17 protein-coding genes are annotated in these 19,884 nt (G+C 46.8%); 4 read left to right on the forward strand and 13 right to left on the reverse strand.

What is annotated here, in order from left to right; genetic code table 11:
• Window positions 1-22 precede the first annotated feature (22 nt).
• The 5 genes from BMW71_RS03315 to BMW71_RS24100 form a co-directional block, all read right to left on the reverse strand.
• Window positions 23-1,069, reverse strand: coding sequence for a hemin-degrading factor (locus BMW71_RS03315; protein ID WP_092169420.1), 1,047 nt, complete (start codon window positions 1,067-1,069; stop codon window positions 23-25).
• Window positions 1,070-1,071: 2 nt separating this feature from the next.
• A complete protein-coding gene (locus tag BMW71_RS03320; RefSeq protein WP_092169423.1) occupies window positions 1,072-1,881 on the reverse strand; it encodes a heme ABC transporter ATP-binding protein in 810 nt (269 codons plus the stop codon).
• Window position 1,882: 1 nt separating this feature from the next.
• Window positions 1,883-2,944 (reverse strand): FecCD family ABC transporter permease, encoded by a 1,062-nt coding sequence (locus BMW71_RS03325; RefSeq protein ID WP_092169425.1) that lies wholly within the window; start codon window positions 2,942-2,944, stop codon window positions 1,883-1,885.
• A gap of 2 nt (window positions 2,945-2,946) precedes the next feature.
• Window positions 2,947-3,798: a heme/hemin ABC transporter substrate-binding protein gene (locus BMW71_RS03330; RefSeq protein ID WP_092169428.1), complete on the reverse strand. Its 852-nt coding sequence runs from the start codon at window positions 3,796-3,798 to the stop codon at window positions 2,947-2,949.
• A gap of 395 nt (window positions 3,799-4,193) precedes the next feature.
• Window positions 4,194-4,352 carry a helix-turn-helix domain-containing protein gene (locus BMW71_RS24100; RefSeq protein WP_092169431.1) on the reverse strand — a complete coding sequence of 53 codons (159 nt, stop codon included), beginning with the start codon at window positions 4,350-4,352 and terminating at the stop codon, window positions 4,194-4,196.
• Between the two features lie 532 nt (window positions 4,353-4,884).
• Between BMW71_RS24100 and BMW71_RS03340 the strand changes: the two genes are divergently transcribed.
• Both BMW71_RS03340 and BMW71_RS03345 read left to right on the forward strand, forming a co-directional pair.
• Window positions 4,885-8,010, forward strand: coding sequence for a tetratricopeptide repeat protein (locus BMW71_RS03340; protein ID WP_092169433.1), 3,126 nt, complete (start codon window positions 4,885-4,887; stop codon window positions 8,008-8,010).
• A gap of 916 nt (window positions 8,011-8,926) precedes the next feature.
• Window positions 8,927-10,732: a tetratricopeptide repeat-containing sensor histidine kinase gene (locus BMW71_RS03345; protein WP_218145553.1), complete on the forward strand. Its 1,806-nt coding sequence runs from the start codon at window positions 8,927-8,929 to the stop codon at window positions 10,730-10,732.
• Between the two features lie 105 nt (window positions 10,733-10,837).
• On the opposite strand, the gene BMW71_RS03350 is transcribed toward BMW71_RS03345, so the two are convergent.
• From BMW71_RS03350 to argS, 5 genes are all read right to left on the reverse strand, one after another.
• Entirely contained in the window at window positions 10,838-11,194 is a 357-nt protein-coding gene (locus tag BMW71_RS03350; RefSeq protein WP_092169439.1) for a translation initiation factor, read from the reverse strand.
• Between the two features lie 9 nt (window positions 11,195-11,203).
• Window positions 11,204-12,055, reverse strand: a complete 852-nt coding sequence (locus BMW71_RS03355; RefSeq protein WP_092169441.1) for a universal stress protein — start codon at window positions 12,053-12,055, stop codon at window positions 11,204-11,206.
• An 81-nt stretch (window positions 12,056-12,136) separates the two neighbouring features.
• Window positions 12,137-13,042 carry a 1,4-dihydroxy-2-naphthoate polyprenyltransferase gene (locus tag BMW71_RS03360; RefSeq protein ID WP_092169443.1) on the reverse strand — a complete coding sequence of 302 codons (906 nt, stop codon included), beginning with the start codon at window positions 13,040-13,042 and terminating at the stop codon, window positions 12,137-12,139.
• A 102-nt stretch (window positions 13,043-13,144) separates the two neighbouring features.
• Window positions 13,145-13,750 (reverse strand): glutathione peroxidase, encoded by a 606-nt coding sequence (locus BMW71_RS03365; RefSeq protein WP_244891060.1) that lies wholly within the window; start codon window positions 13,748-13,750, stop codon window positions 13,145-13,147.
• A gap of 2 nt (window positions 13,751-13,752) precedes the next feature.
• The gene (gene argS, locus BMW71_RS03370; RefSeq protein ID WP_092169445.1) at window positions 13,753-15,543 is read right to left on the reverse strand and encodes an arginine--tRNA ligase; all 1,791 of its coding nucleotides are present in this window, start codon (window positions 15,541-15,543) and stop codon (window positions 13,753-13,755) included.
• Between the two features lie 137 nt (window positions 15,544-15,680).
• Between argS and BMW71_RS03375 the strand changes: the two genes are divergently transcribed.
• Window positions 15,681-16,292 (forward strand): alpha-ketoglutarate-dependent dioxygenase AlkB family protein, encoded by a 612-nt coding sequence (locus BMW71_RS03375; RefSeq protein WP_244891061.1) that lies wholly within the window; start codon window positions 15,681-15,683, stop codon window positions 16,290-16,292.
• A gap of 273 nt (window positions 16,293-16,565) precedes the next feature.
• Window positions 16,566-16,898, forward strand: a complete 333-nt coding sequence (locus BMW71_RS03380; protein WP_092169448.1) for a hypothetical protein — start codon at window positions 16,566-16,568, stop codon at window positions 16,896-16,898.
• 61 nt (window positions 16,899-16,959) lie between these two features.
• Here the strand turns inward: BMW71_RS03380 and BMW71_RS03385 are convergent, their stop codons facing one another.
• The 3 genes from BMW71_RS03385 to BMW71_RS03395 all read right to left on the reverse strand — a co-directional run bounded on the left by BMW71_RS03385 (window position 16,960) and on the right by BMW71_RS03395 (window position 19,869).
• Window positions 16,960-17,691 (reverse strand): SDR family oxidoreductase, encoded by a 732-nt coding sequence (locus tag BMW71_RS03385; RefSeq protein WP_092169450.1) that lies wholly within the window; start codon window positions 17,689-17,691, stop codon window positions 16,960-16,962.
• Window positions 17,692-17,852: 161 nt separating this feature from the next.
• Window positions 17,853-18,785: a DUF6807 family protein gene (locus BMW71_RS03390; RefSeq protein WP_244891062.1), complete on the reverse strand. Its 933-nt coding sequence runs from the start codon at window positions 18,783-18,785 to the stop codon at window positions 17,853-17,855.
• 115 nt (window positions 18,786-18,900) lie between these two features.
• Window positions 18,901-19,869 (reverse strand): transketolase family protein, encoded by a 969-nt coding sequence (locus tag BMW71_RS03395; protein WP_092169453.1) that lies wholly within the window; start codon window positions 19,867-19,869, stop codon window positions 18,901-18,903.
• Between the last annotated feature and the right edge of the window lie 15 nt (window positions 19,870-19,884).

Here is a 19,884-nt window from a genome sequence, read left to right on the forward strand (position 1 = left end):
CCGGCGGACCACCGGGAAAGTATTAAAGTTGGTCGATCAACTGTTTCCATTGTTCTTTCTGCGGAAGGCCTGGCTTCCGGAGCCCAAAAAACTGGGTAATCATCTCCCCGTCTGCATCAAATAGCTCCAGGGAAGATACCAACCCATCGTCGGTATTTTTATGCACCACCCAGGCCGAGTCGATGCAGGACTCATCCAGGTGCATGTTGAAGTCCGGATCCATCACATTCAGCCAGTTTCCCATTTGCCGGATGGTACGTACTTTTCCCTGATGGATTTGAATGTTCCCTTTGTTTCCCACAAAGATCATGATGGGCAATTTTTCTGCGGAAGCCACGTCCAAAATTTTCCTAACCGATAGTCGATCCACGGTGTAGGCCCATTTTTTTCCAATCCATTTGATAGCGTCTAGCCGGTGGATATTGTATTTGCGGAGCATACCGAAGAAATCATGGGTATCTTTCATGTTTTCCCAGTCCCGCACAAAAGCTTCCTGATCCACGGAAGTAGCGTGGGTTTCTTTCTCGAAAGCCTGCACCTGAATCCCCTCTAGCGTCTCCTCGCTCCGGTAAGCGCGAATCAAATTATCGTAGGCATCCTGGTTACTTTTTTCCTGAAGGTATATTTTTAGCACGGCCTCGCCGGACTGGTCAAAAAACTGAAGGCTGCGCATGACTCCCCTCGGCGTGTCGGTGGCCACGGCAAAGCCGTATTTCCACTTACCAAAAAACACCCGCTGCTCAATGGGTCCGATTACCGTAGCGATTTGGTGGGGAGCGGTGCCGTGGATGGAGATTTTTTGAAAATTACCTTTGTGTTCCAGAACACAGCCGTCGTTTCTGGTCAAGGCCATCACTTTTCCCAACTCCCTGCAGGAAAGGAGGATATTCGCCCAATCGGCTTTCAATCGGATGGGGGCCGGATTATCCGTAGTCAGCAATAGTTCAAGTTCGGACACCTGAAGGGTGCGTGCGGCGTCTCGTATTCTCGTTTTCGGCTGCGTTGATCGTAGTTCCTCCCAGGCCTTTTTTAATGCAGTCCCGGAGGGATGTTTCAGAGTAGTTTCCATAATTAAGCGAGTTTATACGTATAATTCGTAGGGGAAGTAGCAGCTGATGGCAGGCTGCTGATATAAATCGGTGCGCCGGGGCCGTTCGTCTGAACAGACAAGGGGTAGTCAAACACTCCTTGCAGGTTTTCCGGAGTCATTACCTTTCGTACCGTACCCTGCTGTAGTACCCGGCCTTGTTTGAGGAGCAGGGCCTTATCGGCATAATTTGCCGCAAGGTTCAAATCGTGGAGTATGGCCAAAATGCCAATATTCCGCTCTTTGAGTTGCCCGATGATTTGCATGATGTGGTGCTGTTGGGCGATATCCATACTGGAAGTCGGTTCATCCAGAAGCAAGTACCGGGGAATGGCCTTGATTTCCCATATCTGTGCCAATACCCGTGCCAGCTGCACCCGCTGCTTTTCACCTCCGGATAAGTTGCCATACAACTGATCTTTCAGGTGCCAGGTTTGGGTAGCCGACATGACCTCTTTTACGATGGTTTTTGGGTAATTGGGCCGACTGTACATCAGGCCAAGCGATACGACTTCCTTGGCCTGAAAGGGAAAGGTAAGCGTACTGTGCTGTGGCATGACCGCCCGCAAGGAGGCCAGCTGCCTGGTTTTCATTCCTTTTATTGGCTGCCCATTGTACGTAATCCGACCCTGTTTGCAGGATAGTTCGCCGGATAGTAGCCGGAAAAGCGTCGATTTTCCTGCACCATTTGGGCCGAGAATGGCTGTCAGTTCTCCGGGAAGTACCTGAATGCTTGCCCGGTTCACGATGGGCCGTCTTCCGATATGGTACTGAATGTGTTGCGCGTCTAACATATCAACTGTTGAGTTTTTTTACATGTAGGATGAGCCAGATAAAGAACGGAGAGCCAAGGATTGCGGTAATGATCCCGATGGGCAATTCTGCGGGCATGACCACTGTCCGGGCAAGCAAATCCGCTCCATTGAGCAGGAATGCGCCCAGAAGAAAGGATCCGGGAAGGACCAGGCGGTGGTCGGCGCCAAAAGACAGCCGCAAAAGGTGGGGCACAATTAGCCCTACAAACCCAATGGTACCCGTCATCGACACCCCTACGCCCACCACCAGCGCACTCATAAATAACACGATGTATTTTACGCGTTGTACGTCCACTCCCATGTGAAAGGCTTCGTTTTCTCCGATTGCCAGGGCATTGAGGTTTCGGAACTGATTGATAATTAGCAGGGAGGGAAACAATATCAGGATAAAGGCTATTTTTACCTTGTCCCAATTCGCTCCGCCCACATCTCCCAGGCTCCAGAAGGTGAAATTTCGCAGGGCGGCCTCGTCTGCATAGAAAATGGCCAAACCAATTAGTGCGCCCGATAGTGCGGTCAAGGCAACGCCCGCCAATATGAGCAGGGAAATATCCGTTTTTCCTTCCTGATTGGCCATTTTGTAGACCAGCATTACGTTGATCAAGCCGCCAATAAAGGCAACCAAAGGCAGGCTGAAGCTTCCAAATATCCGTCCAAGCCAGGGGAAAGAGGAGCCGAAGACGATAAAAATGACCGCAAACAAGGCACCCCCGCTGCTTACGCCGATGAGCCCCGGCTCAACCAGGGGGTTTCTAAAAAGGCCTTGCAACGCCGCTCCGGATACCCCCAAACCACCACCGACCAGAATGGCCAGCAAGATTCTGGGTAAGCGGATTTGCCACAGCACGTTGGCCTCTTGTTCGGTGAAGGTTCCCGAACCAATGCCCAACTGGCTCAACAGAATGGAAATGGCATGGCCAAAAGGGATGGGAAATGCACCAATGGTGATCGAAAGCAGCCCAAGCATTACAAGTCCGATTCCCAGAACAGCCAGTACGAGGGACTGCTGAGCGGTTTTTGAATAACTCAGGTTTTGAATCATGCTTAGTTGCGGTTTACACTTTTGGCCAGTTCCAATGCTGCTTTGGCTACCCGCGGACCAAATCCGGACAGGTAGAGCCCGTCAAAGGCAAGGATTCCATTTTGGTTGTAGGCGATGGTTTGTTCGACGCCACGGATGTTTTTTACGGCTTCCTTTCCACCAAGCGAGCGCAGGCTTGATTCGAAGAACAGCAGGTATTCCGGGTTCATGGACACCAGTGCTTCCGGGGTAAGCGGGATGAAATCGCTAAAACCCTTACCAACCGATTCGATGGCCGCCATTTGCAGCAAGGACTCCGCGAAGGTGTCCTCTCCGGCTACAAAGACGTTTTCCAGGCCACGGGCCATGACAAACGCCATTTTCGGTTTTTTTGAAAGACCGGCTGTATAGGCATCCAAGGCTTCTATGTCCTTATCCAACTGGCTGGTAAGCGCCTTTCCTTTTTCGGGAACTTCCAGAAAATTTGCCAATTCCCGAATGATGCGGTAGGTGCCGGAAACGTCGGTGGGTTTGTCAAATTGGTGTATTTCCAATCCAGCAGATTTTAGCTGGGCGACCACGTCTGGATTGAGGTAGTCGGTTTCTATCAAAAGTAGGTCCGGTCCCAGTGCCAAAATACCCTCGGCTTTGATTTGATTGCGGTAACCGATGGAGGGCAATTGCTGCATGGTAGCGGGGTAGGTGGATGTAATATCCGTGGCGATGATCGCCGACCCAAAACCAAGTTCAAATACGATTTCTGTGATGGTACCTCCCGCAGTGATAATGGATGTTTTGTCGGATTGAAATGCCTGTACATGCGCTGAAAGAAGCAGCGCAATCAGCAGCATGGGTAGCAACAACGGTTTCTTCATTTATTTAGATCAATTTTAAATACAGGTACAAATATTAATCTATTTGGATTAAATCCAAATTAATTTTAATTGAAAATTTCTATCGGGTAACAGATTTGATTGACAATCAATTAACTCTAAATCCGATAGATTTTAGCAATTGTGAGCTGGAAGGAAAGTCGGGCTGCGTTTGCTTATGCGGGTACCAATTTGACGCCCCGGTGGGGTGGGGGAGCATTGGATTGCCTAGTAAAAGAAGTCGTACCGGCAGGTTTGGAGGCAGAGTAGTAGAGAAGTGGGCGAATTATTGGGCATGAGAGGCTGGTTGTAGGGATACCAAAAACAGGTTCAAACCAAATCAAAGGCCAACCCGTACTGGATCAATTCCCAGGTATCGTTGGTTTCCAGGAATTCCTTTATGCGTTTTTTTTGTGTGAATTTACGGTATTCACCCCGATAAACAGCTCCTCACCAATTTCATCCGCCTTTTTACAGCGGCCTATCAGTGCCAGTACCTCCTTATTTCTATCTGAGAGTTGCCGGAATTTTTTATCATTTCTTTTTTGGTTTACCACTCGTTTTGGTGGTCAATAAAGAAAAGACTTCTTAGCGACAGAAATGAAATTCGCGTAGGTGGTCAATTAGGGGGGTAATCGTTTCTTTTCCTGGAAGGAGTTTTGCGTCAACGCCATTACTTTCTCCAAGTCTTTTAGGTAAAACCACCTGAATCTATGTATCCAAATGCTTGTGGTTAATGTTGTCGAAGCCTTCTATTCTCTCTGTAAAATAAATTGAGTCTTTGATAGCAATATCAATTATTTTGAAGAGATAAAATCAGCGGATTGGGTCTCCAAAGAGACAGGATGGGAGGCTGAAACGACAAAATACATTAAAGCAAGTAAATCAGATGGGGATAAAAAGAATCATTTTATATGCCTAAGGGGTATTAGCGGATGGCTTTTGCTTCCAGCCTTAGTAGGTGAAGGGTTTGCTATGGAATGCATTTTCCAGTATCCGATAAGCATAAAAATGGTAGAAATCCAGCGCTTGGGTTAGAATGGATGGATTATTTTGCTAACTTAAATTTCCTTTAAAGCAGCAAATTTAATGGCACGGCAATCCAGGACAGGTACACTAATTTCCCAAAACGAACGTCTGGCTTCGCTACCGGAGCCATTTTCGCAATATTACCCGTACTATGTACTTAGCCAAGCGGTTAGGCGGACATTAGAAGATTTTTTGAAAACCGAAAGGGCTTATTTTGATTCGATGAAGATTTCCTACGGAAAACTAGTTGATGAGCCGGTTGGTGTTTCCGTTTTTCTTCCCCGATTGGAAGATGCGACCGTAGATGGGATTCTTTGTGAACATTTCCGTCAATTTCTTCATATTTTGATTAAAAATAAGCGAGACTCCGGTGATCGATCCAAGATTATATCTTTTGATTTTTCTAACGTCGATGCCGTTGTTTTATATCATGAGTTTGATAACAAAGATAAATATATAGGAAGCAAAAGAATTCAGGAATTTTTCCTAAGGGCTAAAAAGTGCGTTCATAACAATGCCCAACCCAAACACACCGATCTTGATTTTATGAATCTTCTTTCTGCGTTTTGCGGGTACACCAGTTTTGAGTCTTTTTTGGATGCGGAGTTTGGGGCGGATTACGATAGTAGCCAAGACGATGTCTTGTTGGAGTTAATCGATAAGTATCCATTTAGTACCGCAGAAAAAGATGTCCTTTCCCAACCGAAATCAAAGAAGCCGCGCGAATTGGTTCCCAATGCCGTTTTTGAACCCAAAACGGAGTACTTTCTAGGTAGGGAAGAAGACCTGAATAAAATCACCGAACAGCTGCACAAACACAGGACCCTAGTCATCCGAGGGGAGGGGGGAATGGGTAAAACCACCCTGGCAGCGACCTATTATCACCGATCTATAAACACAAAATCCTATAACACGGTGGCCTGGTTATTCTGCGAACAGGGCACGCTAAAAGCAATTTATGAATTAGCGTATGTGTTGGGATTGAATTTTCAGGGCGTAGACGAAACCGATAGGTTGCTGATGATACAGCTTAAACTGAAAGAAATGGAGGAAGGTTTTCTCCTTGTGCTGGACAACGTGGAAGGTGACCTTGCCGAATTTTTAAATGAATTCCAGGCCTTTAGATGGGATGTATTGGTTACCAGCAGAAATAGGATGGATTGGGAGGGGATTCAGGAGTTCGAAGTGCCTGCCCTATCGAACCCGGCAGCCAAGGCACTGTTTAAAATCCATTACCGAAAACCGTCTGGGGAAACACTGGAATCTGGCGAGGAATTTGAGTTTTTGCTGGAAAAACTTATTTCGGCCATCGGCTACAATACCCTCTTAATCGAAATCTTTGCCAAGCAACTCCGAGAAGAGTTTTGGGACAAGGGGGAATATAGGTTTGGACTAAGGGAGTTTTTTAATCGATTGGAAACGCAGGGATTGTGTTTGGAGGAAAGTCAAGAAAGGGTGAGGACAAAATATGCCTTCTATCGAAGAAAAAAAGATGTGGCAACCGCTACGGACATCCTGGATATTTTGTATGACTTTTCAAAATTAGATAAAAACCTGAATTCTTTGCTGATTAACCTGGCCTTGCTTCCGGTAGGTAATCACAGGGTGGATTTTTTAGTTGAACTTTTTCAACCTAAGGAAAAGCGCCTGTTTCGGAGTAATTTAAAGGAGCTGTATGCCAAAGGATGGATTGGGGGTGATGGCTTCAATGAGTTTCGAATCAGTCCTGTCATCCAGGACCTGACCATTAAGAAGCATCAGGAAGCGCTATGGGAAGAAGGAAAAGGATTGGTGGAGCGGGTTACCTCCCTGATTCGTAAAGAACCTGACCAGGATAATATGTACACCAAGTTCAAATGGCTGCCGATCGCCGAAAAGCTTGCCGATCACTTATCAGGTTGTCAAGAAACGGGATATTACATATTTTTGGATGAGCTAGCGTTATTTTTGAGGTCTCTGGGAGGCCGAGAGAACCTGAATCGCGCAGCGGAAGAACTGAAGCAAGCGCTGGCTTCGGATTTAAAAAATTTTGGTAGCGACGCACCTCAAACAGTTATCCGACGTACTAACCTTGGGTTAGTGCTAAAGAATCTCGGTGGCCGTGAGAATCTGGATCGCGCAGCGGAAGAACTAGAGAAAGCGCTGGCTTCGTACTCAGAAAACTATGACAAAGAGTCACCGGCTGTAGCTATCTGCCGTTCCAATCTTGCCTCAGTGCTACGTGATCTGGGTGGCCGTGAGAACCTAGATCGTGCCGTAGAAGAATTGAAGCAGGCTCTGGCCAGCGACCTAAAAAACTTTAGCGAAGAGTCACCGAAGGTGGCCACAAGCCGCTTGAACCTTGGGTTAGTACTTCAGGATCTGGGTGGGCGTAAGAACCTAAATCGTGCGGCGAAAGAACTAGAGCAGGCGCTGGCTTCGAACCTAAATAACTTTAGTGAAGAAGCGCCGGTGGTAGCGAACAGCCGCTCGAATCTTGCCTCAGTGCTACGTGATCTGGGTGGGCGTAAGAACCTAAATCGTGCGGTAGGAGAATTAAAGCAGGCGTTGGCCTGCGACCTAAAAAATTTTGGTGAAGCTTCACCGAAGGTTGCGACCCGCCGCTTGAACCTTGCCTTAGTACTACGTGATCTAGGTGGCCGAGATAATCTGTATCGTGCGGCGGAAGAACTGGATCAGGCGCTATCCTCCTACTTAAAGAACTCTGGTGAAGACGCATCGGCGGTAGCGAACTGCCGATCTTACCTCGGGCTCGTGCTACGAGATTTGGATCGCCATGATAACCCGTTTCCTACCGTAGAAGAACTCGAGCAGCTACTGGCTTCTGACCTAAAAAATTTCGGCGATAAGTCATCGGTGGTGGCGATCCGCCGAAATAACCTTGCGTTGAAGCTGCTGGATCTCGGCGGCCGTGAAAACCTTAATCGTGCGGCAGAAGAACTGAAGAAGGCGCTGGCTTCACACCTAAATAAATTTGGTGAAGACTCACCTGAAACAGTTTTCTTACGCCACGACCTGGCCTCAATATTGATCAACTTACAAGGAAAGAAAAACCTACTTACTGCCAAAACCTTGTTAGTTAAGGCCCTTACGCTTTCCCTGCATCATTTTGGTGAAGAGGACGATTTAACACAGCGTGTAAAAAGCTGGTTGAAAGTAGCAGAGGATCTTCTAAGAAATGAATGAATCAGTTTCTAGAATACAGAACTACACTTCGTTGATTAAAGTAAAACTTTCTAGCACCGCAGGATAAACATCCTTTTTTGACCGACTAAATAGCCTTCTTCCTTCCGAATTAAGACCGCAGCCAAAGATTATGTTTCAGTATTTTTTGTCGGTCCTAATTCTTTTTCAAGCATAGTCCTAACATACCTATCAACCTGCAAACACCTCTAATTGAAAAACTCCTGCTTATCCACCTGTTTTTTTGGAAAACAAAACTGTTCCATCAACCGATCATCGTACTAATCAAGCTAGGTTTTTTGGCTACATAAAGCAATAGCCTTTCCAAATTTTTCTCCCCAACGATCGCCGATAGACAGCCCCTATCGCCGATGGATCGCCGACAGGAAATGGTCATTTCTCTTCCTCATCTTTACAGCAACAAGGCCACAGTCTAATCCAAGGTGTTCCGAGGACGTCCGGACATCCTAAATGCTAGCAGGAAAGGCTGTGGTCTTGGCAGCGATGTAAATACCGGAGTGGCTTAGGTCAGGCTAACGGGGGGTAGTCCCCTGAGTCACTCCAAATCCCCCCTTTAACGTTTTCGCAAACATTAAAGGACAAAACAATGAAGAGGCTAAAATTGGTTGGTGTCATCCTATGGATGGCCCTGACCCTAGGTGGATGTGGTCTAATAGCTACCGACTCCAAAGATATGGAACCAAATACAACGAACATTAAAAAACCCGACGAACAGGACCCTGGCAAGGGATAAAACTAAATTAGTTAGCGCAAGGCGGCTCCGGCAAATACGGCCGGAGCTTTTTTTATCTAACTCGCATGTTACAAGCTAGTATTTTTTGAGATTTTAAGGTATTATTAAGGCCAACTGGTTGATATATTTATGGTTAAATGTTTAATTCTCATAGTGAGTCTTGTTATGTCCACGTTTTTTTGCGCGTTGGCTTACAACAAGCCGGATGTGGACTCACTCTACATCACGGCGGATGCATTATTAAATGACGGGAACTACCAAGGCGCCATTAGCCTTTTCAAAGAGCTTGCAGCGAATGAACAATGGGTGGAGGAGCTTGAAAACAGAAGAAAAACCTATAATAACCTGGGGTATGCGTATTATAAAATACAGCGATTTGATTCAAGTGCTATCTATTATGAAAAGTCGAATCAAGCTGCGCTTATATTAAGAGACACAGCACGGATAATTATATCGTATAATTCGCTGGCCATGGACTATAGAAACCTTGGCCTGTATAGCCTTTCTTTAGAAAAATCTCAGATGGCTCTTCAATACGCCCAAATGATTGATGACAAAAAGAAAGTGGCACAGATAGAAAATACGATGGCGATTATGTACGCTAGCCTTGGGGAGGTAGATAAATCATTCTCGCATCACTTAACTTCCGTCAGCGTTTCCCGGGAAATTGGGGACTCGGTTTTTGTGGCTTATGGCTATAATAATTTGGCAATCTGTTTTTATAAGCTGGGGCAATACGACAGTAGTCTTCTTTATAATAAGAAGGCCTTAGAACTAAAGAAGATTCTGAATTCTGACTCGCTAACGCTTGCGTCAACAATGTTAAATATTGGGTTGGATTATTTAAAATTAGATAGCTTGCAGATGGCCAAAGATTATGTCCTTCGGAGTCATGCTATACACAAAACGTTAAATGATATTAACGGATTGGCTATTGGATTCAACGGCTTGGCGGAACTGGCCATCCGAAAAGGGGACCTTACTATGGCGCATGCATTTTTGGATTCAGCATATACAATGGTCAATCAACTGGGCTTCAAAAATTTGCTGGTTACGTATTATAAGCTGAGAATCGAGCTCTTGGAAAAAGAAGGCCGATTTGAAGAGGCACTTACCGAAGTTAAATTATTGGGGAATCTCCAAGAAAGCGTATTTAGGGAAGAATCTTTGAAGACTCAACAGGTCGAATCCGCTTACCTGATCAGACAAAAAGACCTAGAAGCCCAAAACCTCACCCAAGAAGCGGCACTTGCCAGGGCCGAGTCCAGAAAAAATGAACAGTTGATGCTATTTTTACTGGCGGGACTAATAGCCGCTATCGTGGTCGCTTTCTTTTTTTTCCGGCTAAACCGCAAGCTGGCTGAAAGCTATAAATTAATCCAACTACAAAAATTGGATCTGAAACACGCAACCTACAATACGCTAACCCGTATTCAATCCATGCTTCGCATCACCTCGAGAAGTATGCCCGACAGGGCCTCCAAGGAAAAGCTGCACCAAATAGAATCTGCTATCCTATCTGCCGCTTCCTTGCAGCAGTTTACCTACGACATTGAAAACGAGGAAGCCGTTTCGTTTGGGGAGTTTCTGGAACAGCTTGTAAGTAGGTTGAAGGACGCGTTTAGCAGCTCCGGTCATTCCGATATTTCCTATTCGGTGGAGATTTATGAAGACGCTATATTGCCGGTAAAGACTTTGTTAAACTGCGGGATGATGGTCGGAGAAATCGTAACCAATGCGGTCAAGTATGCATTTGAAGAGGTGGAAGAGCCCAAGATACGTGTAAGCCTGACCCGTTCCGGTTCGCACCTTCTTCTCCAAGTGGGCGATAATGGGGTGGGGATTGACGCTAAAAAGAGCCGGGAAGGAGTAGGTACCGACTTAGTTCGCAAACTGGCCAAATACATCAAGGCGCAGTTGACGGTGAAAAATGAAGGCGGAACCTTGTATACGATCAGATTGAATGCCTAAATAATCCGAATCCACTGGGTTGTTGAAATCTTTCGTCCTTACTTCTAACCTTAGCCAGATGATCGAACAACGAGGAAGAAGCACGGAACAAAAAATTCCGATGGCTTAGCCACCGGATTTCTTTGCCTTATAGCCTTCCTGCTTCAGGTACTCCAGGATTTTATCCCGGTGATCCCCCTGAATCAGGATCTCACCGTCTTTGGTATTTCCGCCAACGCCGCACTTGGTCTTTAACGTCTTTCCCAGCGCTTTCAAATCTTCCTCTTGCCCCACAAAGCCTGTTACCAAGGTTACCTGCTTGCCTCCCCTGGATTTTTTATCCAGTTGGATGCGCAGGTTTTGCTGTTGGGGCCGTAGGGTTTCCTCGGACGACCCCTCTCCGTCCTCGTAAGCAAATGAATCAGAGGTAGAATACACTACCCCATCTCGCTTTTTCCAGTCGTTCTCTTTTTTCCTACCCATAGGTATCCTTTATTTCTTAAACCGCATGGTCCAAACGGGCCGCTTGGCGCTGTTGACCACGTCTTCTGCGATGCTACCACTTAGCAGATGCATGAAGCCAGTACGCCCATGGGTGGCCATGGCGATGATGTCCGCATCCACCTCATCCGCAAACTCGATGATTCCTTCCTCTTCCGTATCTCCGTTGTAGATGTCAATCTGCACGTTTTCCAGGTCATTTTCTTTAATAAATGCCTTGATTTTTTCCAGCGAGGTTTTTGATTTTTCGAATGAATTGGGTGTATTCACTTTAACAAGTCGGATTTTGGCTCTCAGGAGTTCCTGAAGGTCTTTCAATTCCTTGATTACTTTTTTGCTATCCTCGCCAAAATCGCTGGCAAAAACGATCGTCTTCAACTGATCTGCTTTCACAGGTGCCTTTACGGTGATTACCGGACACTTGGAAAGCCGAACCACCTTTTCTGTATTGGAGCCGATCAGTAACTCTTCCAATCCGCTGGAACCTTTGGAGCCCATAATGACAAGGTCTGCCTTGATTTCGGTGATTTCACTGGATATCCCGGCATAGGGATTGCCATACGATATCGTGGTGCTGAAATCGTAGGATTTTACGGCATGGGCCTCTTCCAGTTCTTTAAATTGCTTCTTACGCTTTTCGACTAAATCTACCATGTAGATCTTGTCGATGAAATTCTCTTCCATATTCACCTCTCCCATGGTATTGAAATGCTGGGTTGTCGGTATTTCGATCACGTGAACCAATTTCAGTTTGCAGGAGGCTTTGGCTGCGATATCTTGTGCCAACTGGAAGGCATTTTCTGCTTCTTCAGAAAAATCAAACGGTACTAGGATGCTTTTCATAGGTGTTTTGCCGAATTAATAGTTTACATGCAGTTAAACTACAAAAATCTACAGAAATTAAATAAGGAATTGGCCAATTGTTTAAAAAATCATCCAGCCCAGGCCAAAAAGCAGCACGCAAAGAAAGGTACCCAAGGCCATGACCTTTAAGTAGGGGTCGAGCTTTTCCGGCGTCTCTACCTTGCTTACCGCCCAGCCGGTACGCAGTACCACAGGTGCCGCAAGGATGTATAAAAAAGCCCCATAGGCTTGTTCTACCAATACGTAGGCCAACAGTAAACCCAGGGCGAGGAGTAAAAGCAACCAATGATACCGGGCAGCATCCTGCTTGCCGATCCGTACCGGAATGGACCTTTTACCAGCTTTCTTGTCAGATTCAATATCCCGTATGTTGTTGATATTCAATACGCCGGTACTTAACAGGCCCACCGCGGAAGCAGGTAGCCAAAGGGATACGTCAAAAGAAAGGGTGTGCAGGTAATAGGTGCCCATGACGCCAACCCATCCAAAGAAGAGGAATACCGCCAGGTCCCCGAGGCCGGCATAGCCATAGGGTCTGCTACCGGAAGTATAGGTAATGGCAGCAAAAATTGCCAGCAATCCCAGTGCAAGGAATAGAAAAAACAAATAGGCAGTTTCCAGCGCCACTGCGAGAAGCGCAAGCCCACTGACCAATGAGAGCAAGGAAAACAACACCATGGCTTTTTTCATGGAAGACGCACTGATGGCGCCAGATTGTACTGCACGCTGCGGACCCTTTCGTTCATCGTGGTCTGCGCCATGTATGCTGTCACCGTAATCATTGGCCAGGTTAGACAGAACCTGGAGGAGTGTCGTGGTGAGCGCAGCCAAGGCAAAAACTGCCCACCGAAACGCCCCATCCTGAAAGGCGATGACGGTGCCCATTACGATGCTGGAAAGGGCTAGCGGGAGGGTTCTTAGCCGGAATGCATGAATCCAGGCCTTTCTGGTAGATGTTAGCGACAAAGCAAAAAGCCAAATTTAATGGAACAGGATAGGTACAAAGACGCCTTTCGCATGGGCGAAAGGCATTCACTTGTACAAGCACTTATTTGCGTCAAAGCGCGGTTAGGATTTTATCAACTTAATAATCTCCTCGTCCATGGGCTTTACAGAAGAGGGGAAAAATTTAACCAAATCGCCTTTTTCATTAACGAAATACTTACAGAAGTTCCACGATGGCTCGGTGCTGTTCCAACCGTTTAAGTTTTTGTCGGAAAGCCATCGGTACAACGGATGCTTGTCTACGCCTTTTACAGATATCTTTTCAAAGATGGGAAAGGACACCCCGTAATTTTCGGTACAAAATGTTTTGATGTCTTCATTCGTACCCGGCTCCTGACCGCCAAAATTATTTGCCGGAAAGGCCAGGATGGTTAAATCGTCCTTGTAGGCCTCGTACAGTTCCTGCAATTCGGCATACTGTGGGGTGTAGCCACACTTGGAGGCAACGTTTACGATCAATAGTTTTTTTCCTTTATATTGGGAAAAATCCACCGGGTTTCCATCAATGTCATTCAGGGTAAAATCATAGAAATCGGCGGGTGCTTTCATAGGACTGTGCGTTAAGGTTGATTCAAACCGGTTGTCGTCGGTAGAACTACTGGTTTGGCTTACGTGGGAAACTTGAGTGGCAAGCATCCCAATAACGAGAAGGTAAGTAAAGGTGTTCATAGTTACATTTTTTGGGGTACATTTATTCCCAATAACTTCATGCCGGAGCCAATTGTTTTGGCAACCTCAGCGGATAAGGCCACCCGAAATGCCTGCACTTCAGCTTTGGTCTCGCTAAATATAGGAAGTTCCGCATAAAAGCGGTTGTATTCTTTTGCCAAATCAAATAAATATTGTGCAATTACAGCCGGAGACAGTTCCTCCGCCGCCATTGCTACCTTTTTTTCATAATCAGCCAGCTGTACAATCACTACCCGTTCCGTCGCCTCCAACCCGGTATAGGACCGATACCGATCACTTGAATAGTCCAACTCAATTTGCGCAGCTTTTCGCAGGATCGCTGCAATGCGTGCATGGGTATATTGAATAAACGGACCTGTATTTCCTTGAAATTCAATAGATTCCTGTGGATTAAACAGCATCCGCTTTTTGGGGTCTACTTTTAGTAGAAAATATTTCAAGGCTCCCATACCCAGCATGCGGTACAATTCCTCCGCTTCTTCCTCAGTAAACCCTTCAATTTTTCCCAGTTCCTGCGTGTGTTGCCGTGCCGTTTGCACCATTTCCTGAATCAAATCGTCCGCATCCACCACGGTACCCTCCCGGGATTTCATTTTTCCAGAGGGCAGGTCTACCATGCCGTAAGAGAGGTGATAGAGACCCGAACCGTAGGGCCGGCCCAGTTTACGTAAGATGGAAAACAGCACCTCGAAATGGTAATCCTGCTCGTTTCCTACCACATAGACGGATTTTTCGATGCCGTGGTCTTTGTATTTGAGGTCTGCCGTACCCATGTCCTGCGTCATGTAGACGGAAGTTCCATCCGCCCGAAGAACCAGTTTTTCATCCAATCCTTCGCTGCTCAAATCGGCCCATACCGAGCCGTTTTCCTTTTTGAAAAACACGCCTTTTTCAAGTCCCTCCCGCACAATATCCTTTCCGAGCAAGTAGGTGTCGGATTCGTAATAGTATTGATCAAAAGTAACGCCCAGGCTGCGGTATGTTTCTTCAAAACCCTGATACACCCAATTGTTGAGCTTTTTCCATAATTCCACGGTGTGGGGCTCGTTTGCTTCCCACTTTACCAGCATTTCCTGGGCTTCCTTCATCCAGGCGGCTTCCTTTTTGGCCTGCTCTACCGGCATTCCTCCCGCCTGCAACGCTTGCATTTGTTTTTTGTATTCCTTATCGAAAAGCACGTAGTAGTGCCCAACCAGGTGATCTCCCTTCATACCGGAACTTTCCGGACTGGCTCCATTTCCCAATTTTTCGTACGCCACCATGGACTTGCAAATATGAATGCCCCGGTCATTGACCAAATTGGCTTTCACCACCTCGTACCCGTAGGCTTCCAATATAGCCGCAATAGAAAACCCCAGGAAATTGTTCCGCAAATGCCCCAGGTGAAGGGGTTTGTTGGTATTTGGAGAACTAAACTCCACCATGACCTTTCTCCCATTTGGCGGAAAGGTACCGTGGTCCGGAAGCAGGGAAAGCTCTCGGAATCGCTCAAGCCAGTAGGCAGGGGAGAGGCTCAGGTTCAGAAATCCTTTCACCACATTAAAATCCGCCAAGGCGGGCAGGTTTTTCAGCAAATACTTACCAATTTTTTCCCCGCTTGCCTCCGGGGACGCTTTGGTGACTTTCAAATACGGAAACAACACAAAGGTATACTCTCCACTAAACTCTTTTCGGGTAGCTTGCAAGGAAAGGGTTTTTGCATCCAGGTGATGGTCAAATAGCTCCTGAAAAGCTTGAGCAATGGTTTCTGTGAGTTGCTGTTGTATATCCATAGTGTTCGGTACGCCTTCAATTTCATGAGGCGCAAATATAAGGCTTTCCCCTCAAACGGAGTAAGGCCGCCTGGGTTTATCTTTCCGTTTCGCACTACCTATTCAAGGTGAAAAATCCCAAACGTTTTTGTTCCAGAATGAGTTATCTACCAAAATTATCCGTACCGATGCACCGAAATTTATTGCCCCAGGATGGGGAAATGTACGTGTTTGATCATTTTTTTGCGCCAGAGATAGCCGATAGGTACCTCAGGCAGCTAAAGAAAATGCCCGGTTGGAAGCAGGAGCCTATCCGGATTTTTGGTAAAGAGGTATTGCAGCCTCGGTTGACTGCTTTTTGTGGCATCAATGACACCGCCTACGCCTATTCCGGCATTCGGATGCATCCCCAACCGATGACCGACGAATTGCTAGCCATATTGGATGAAATAGAGCAGTTTTCGCAACTGTCGTTTACACATGTATTGCTCAATTGGTATCGAAACGGGTCCGACAGCATGGGCTGGCACCGTGACAACGAGGCTTCGCTCGGTAAGGATCCGGCGATCGCTTCGGTAAGTTTTGGTGAACCCAGGACATTTCAGGTGCGACGCAAAAAAAATCCAAAGGAAAAGTTTTCCCTTATCCTTCCGCACGGCAGTCTGCTACTGATGAAAGGTTCCATGCAGACGCACTGGGAGCATTCCCTTCCGAAAACCAAGGTTTCGACCGGTGATCGGATTAATTTAACGTTTCGAAAGATTTTTTAACCGCTGATCAAAAACATCTCATTTAGGTATATTTGTTTACAGTTTGGGGCGATTGGTCCACACGTTTTTTCCAAGCCTCCGGAAATCGCCGGAATATCGGTGGCGCCTGTTTTTAACAAAATCCTCTTTTCCATCGAGATAGACGACTTTTATGTCGTATTAATTACCTGTATAGTTATTTGGCATGACAGTTGAATAAAGATAATTGAAAATAATATATAAAAAGTATTGTTTTCGACCAACTATTATTTAACACCATAAACCAATGTACGTATGAAAAAGATCATGTTATCCCTTGCGGCCCTGAGCGTATTCGCCATTGCCGGGATCAATGCCACAACGCTTCCTGGAGAAGCAACTGTCTTGGTGCAGGAAACTACGAAAATTGATCCGGAAAGTCTTCCAGAAAAAGTGAAAGAAGCCATCAAAACGGACGATGCTGTCAGTTTACTGACCATTAAAGAGGCGCACCAGAAGATGGAGGAGGGGCAGGTAGTCTACCAGGTTATCTTTGAAAGCAGCAACCCAGGCGAAGAAGTAAAGAAAATGTACGATGCCGCTGGTAAAGAAGTAGCGCAACAGAAGGCGGTAGAACCCATCCGCTAAACCCATTTTTTCATTAACTTAACCAACGTAAAAGCAATGGTCGCTGACCATTGCTTTTTTGTTAGGCAGGTAAGAGTCCGGAAATCGCTACGACGCTGCCATTTTCCATCCGATGGGTTCCAGTGGCAAGTTGCAGGAAAGGGCATTCGGATTCCGTAAAAGCCTCCGGTAAGCTACCCCAGGCATTGTCGCCAGGGTTTTGCTTGCCTGCGTCGTTTTGGCGAAAAAGCACACCGTGCGCAAGAATCCCTTTATCACGGTACCTGTTTGCAAAAAAAGCTGTGAGAATCCGAACGGATTGGAGGTGCTTCTTATGAATTTCTTTTTCAGGCAAGTAGCCCGGCCCTGCAATAAAATGTTGGTTATTAATTATTTTGCCGCCGGTTTTAAAGAAAGGTATTAGCGACTCTGTCAACTCCTGAAAGGAATACATTTTTAGGGAAGATACTTCCTGAAGTTTCTTCCACAACGCAACCGGGACGCCTTCCGCTGGAATGGTAGGGGCCAGGGAGTTGTTGATCAGGAAATCAATTTTTCCAAACTTGCTGTGGACCCGGAAAGCCACCTCCTGACAAAAACCCGGTTGAAGCAGATCACCTGTTACCAGTTCACAGTGTCGATTTTCCTGCTCAACCGCCCGTTTGTTTTTTAAACAATCGGCATTCTTTTCCGACGCACATAGCAATACATCCGCTCCATTTTGGGCGAATTTCCTTGAAAGGACGCCGGCGAATTGGGATTCTCCCCGTGTGATAAGGACTACCCGGTTCTTTAGCCGTTGCTGTGTTTTCATCGGTCGGTTAGGTTGGAGACAAACAAACGTATGCGAATTGTGTACCAAGTTTTAATTTTGGTCCAGCGATCTTGCATCGGAGGGGCAGTGGGAGGAAAACCACGGGTCCCGAATGGAGGGATTGTATCATTAGCAAGGCAACGCGAAAGCAGCAGAAGTATTTATTGATTTCTAAAAATACGGTACTGATCAATAATCTCTTGTCGTCCGATTCCCCGGTGCACCAGCAGCTGGTTCCGGAACCGTAGGGGGTTTTTCGCGTCGAGAAGTATGGGCTCTTTTCCAGGAAAGGCCAGGTTTTGCATGCTGTTTTTGGCCCGTAAAATCCACCCCTGGTAAGCGGGAAGTTCATCCGGTTCTCCCATAATTACGGTACCGGGATCGTTCGGTCCTGCGGCGGTCAGGTTGATCCAAGGCCCGGCGGCTATGGGAAGTTCCTGAGGCATTACTTTCCCGTCTTCGTCATAAAAACCGGGAGTATCTCCAAGTCGTATGCGCGGGGAAAAGCCTCCATAGCCCTTTGGATCTTCCGATCCACCCAGTCGAATGCCTTTCATCAGGGGCTTTAATTCAATATCAAAGGCGAGTTTGTAGGCCGAGGAAGAAACGCGCTGGTAGGTAACGCTCAACTTTTCTTCGATCAGGTTTTTCTTAATGGCTCCGGTCCCCTTCCAAATAATCGTTGCTTCCAGACTGGCGGAACCATTGGGGTTTACCGCTGTTTTTACTTTTTTCACCTCCCAGACAATGTTTTCACAAATCCAGGGGTCTGCCGCCCGCTGCTTGTTTACCCAGAGCTGATGCCAGGTCCAAAATATTCCGCGGTGATGGGGATGGTCTGCCGGAAAATCCTCCGTGATGACCTCTCCATCGGTGTTGTACAGGGGGTGGATGTAGTTGGCGCGTGGATACATGCCATCTTTGCTTTTCATAGCCGTTTGGTAAAAATACCGGGGCTGGCCATCCTCCAACAGCATCCAGCCGTCCGCCTGTTCCTCGAACATCAATTGTTGTCCGATCGACTCAAACGGATTTTGCAGCAAAAAGACAACAAAACAGGCAAATTTGATACGAAGTAAGAGCGGTGTAGGCATTTGTATGGCTTAGACGTTAAAAATACGAGATTGCCTGGAATTAACCTAGTGTATGTTAAACCACAAAAGCCGAAAAAATGTCTTTTTTCGGCTTTTGTGGTAATAATTTTATATCCTATTTCCTTGAAATGGCCTTTTTCGCTGCTTTCACGATATTTTCCGCATTCAATCCGTATTTTTCCAACAGGTCCACGGGCTTTCCGGATTCACCGAAGGAATCGTCTACGCCAATGAATTCCTGTGGAACGGGGTGGTTTCGAACTAGCGTCTGAGCGATGCTGTCTCCCAATCCACCGTTAAATTGGTGTTCCTCGGCGGTAACCACACAGCCGGTCTTGGCAACGGATGCCAGGACAGCTTCTGTGTCCAGGGGTTTGATGGTGTGGATATTGATGAGCTCCACGGAGATGCCTTCCTCGCGTAGCATCGCTTCCGCCACTACTGCTTCCCACACCAGGTGTCCGGTAGCAAATAGGGTGACATCCGATCCTTCGATCATCTTCCAGGCTTTTCCGATTTCGAAGGGCTGGTCTGCAGGCGTAAAGATGGGCCAACTAGGCCTGCCAAAACGCAGATAAACCGGTCCCTCGTGGTCGGCAATGGCGATAGTCGCTGCCTTGGTCTGGTTGTAATCGCAGGGATTGATCACCGTCATGTTGGGCAACATCTTCATCATACCCAGGTCTTCCAGGATTTGGTGCGTGGCACCGTCCTCGCCCAGGGTAAGGCCGGCGTGGGAGGCGCATATTTTTACATTTTTCTCCGAATAGGCGATGGATTGGCGAATCTGATCGTAGACCCGACCGGTGGAGAAATTGGCGAAGGTTCCCGTGTAGGGGATTTTACCCCCAATGGTCAGTCCCGCTGCCATGCCCATCATATTGGCCTCGGAGATGCCCACCTGAAAAAAGCGATCGGGAAATTCCTTCTGAAAGGCACCCATCTTCAGGGAGCCGATAAGGTCGGCGCAAAGGCCAACCACGTTTTTGTTTTTCTTACCTACCTCTAGAAAGCCGTCTCCGAAACCGGAGCGGGTATCTTTTTTTTCCGTGTAGGTATATTTGGTATCGAGTGTCTTTTCCATTCTTTTACTGAAATT

This window comes from Cyclobacterium xiamenense, assembly GCF_900109255.1.
In the GTDB taxonomy this organism is placed as follows: domain Bacteria; phylum Bacteroidota; class Bacteroidia; order Cytophagales; family Cyclobacteriaceae; genus Cyclobacterium; species Cyclobacterium xiamenense.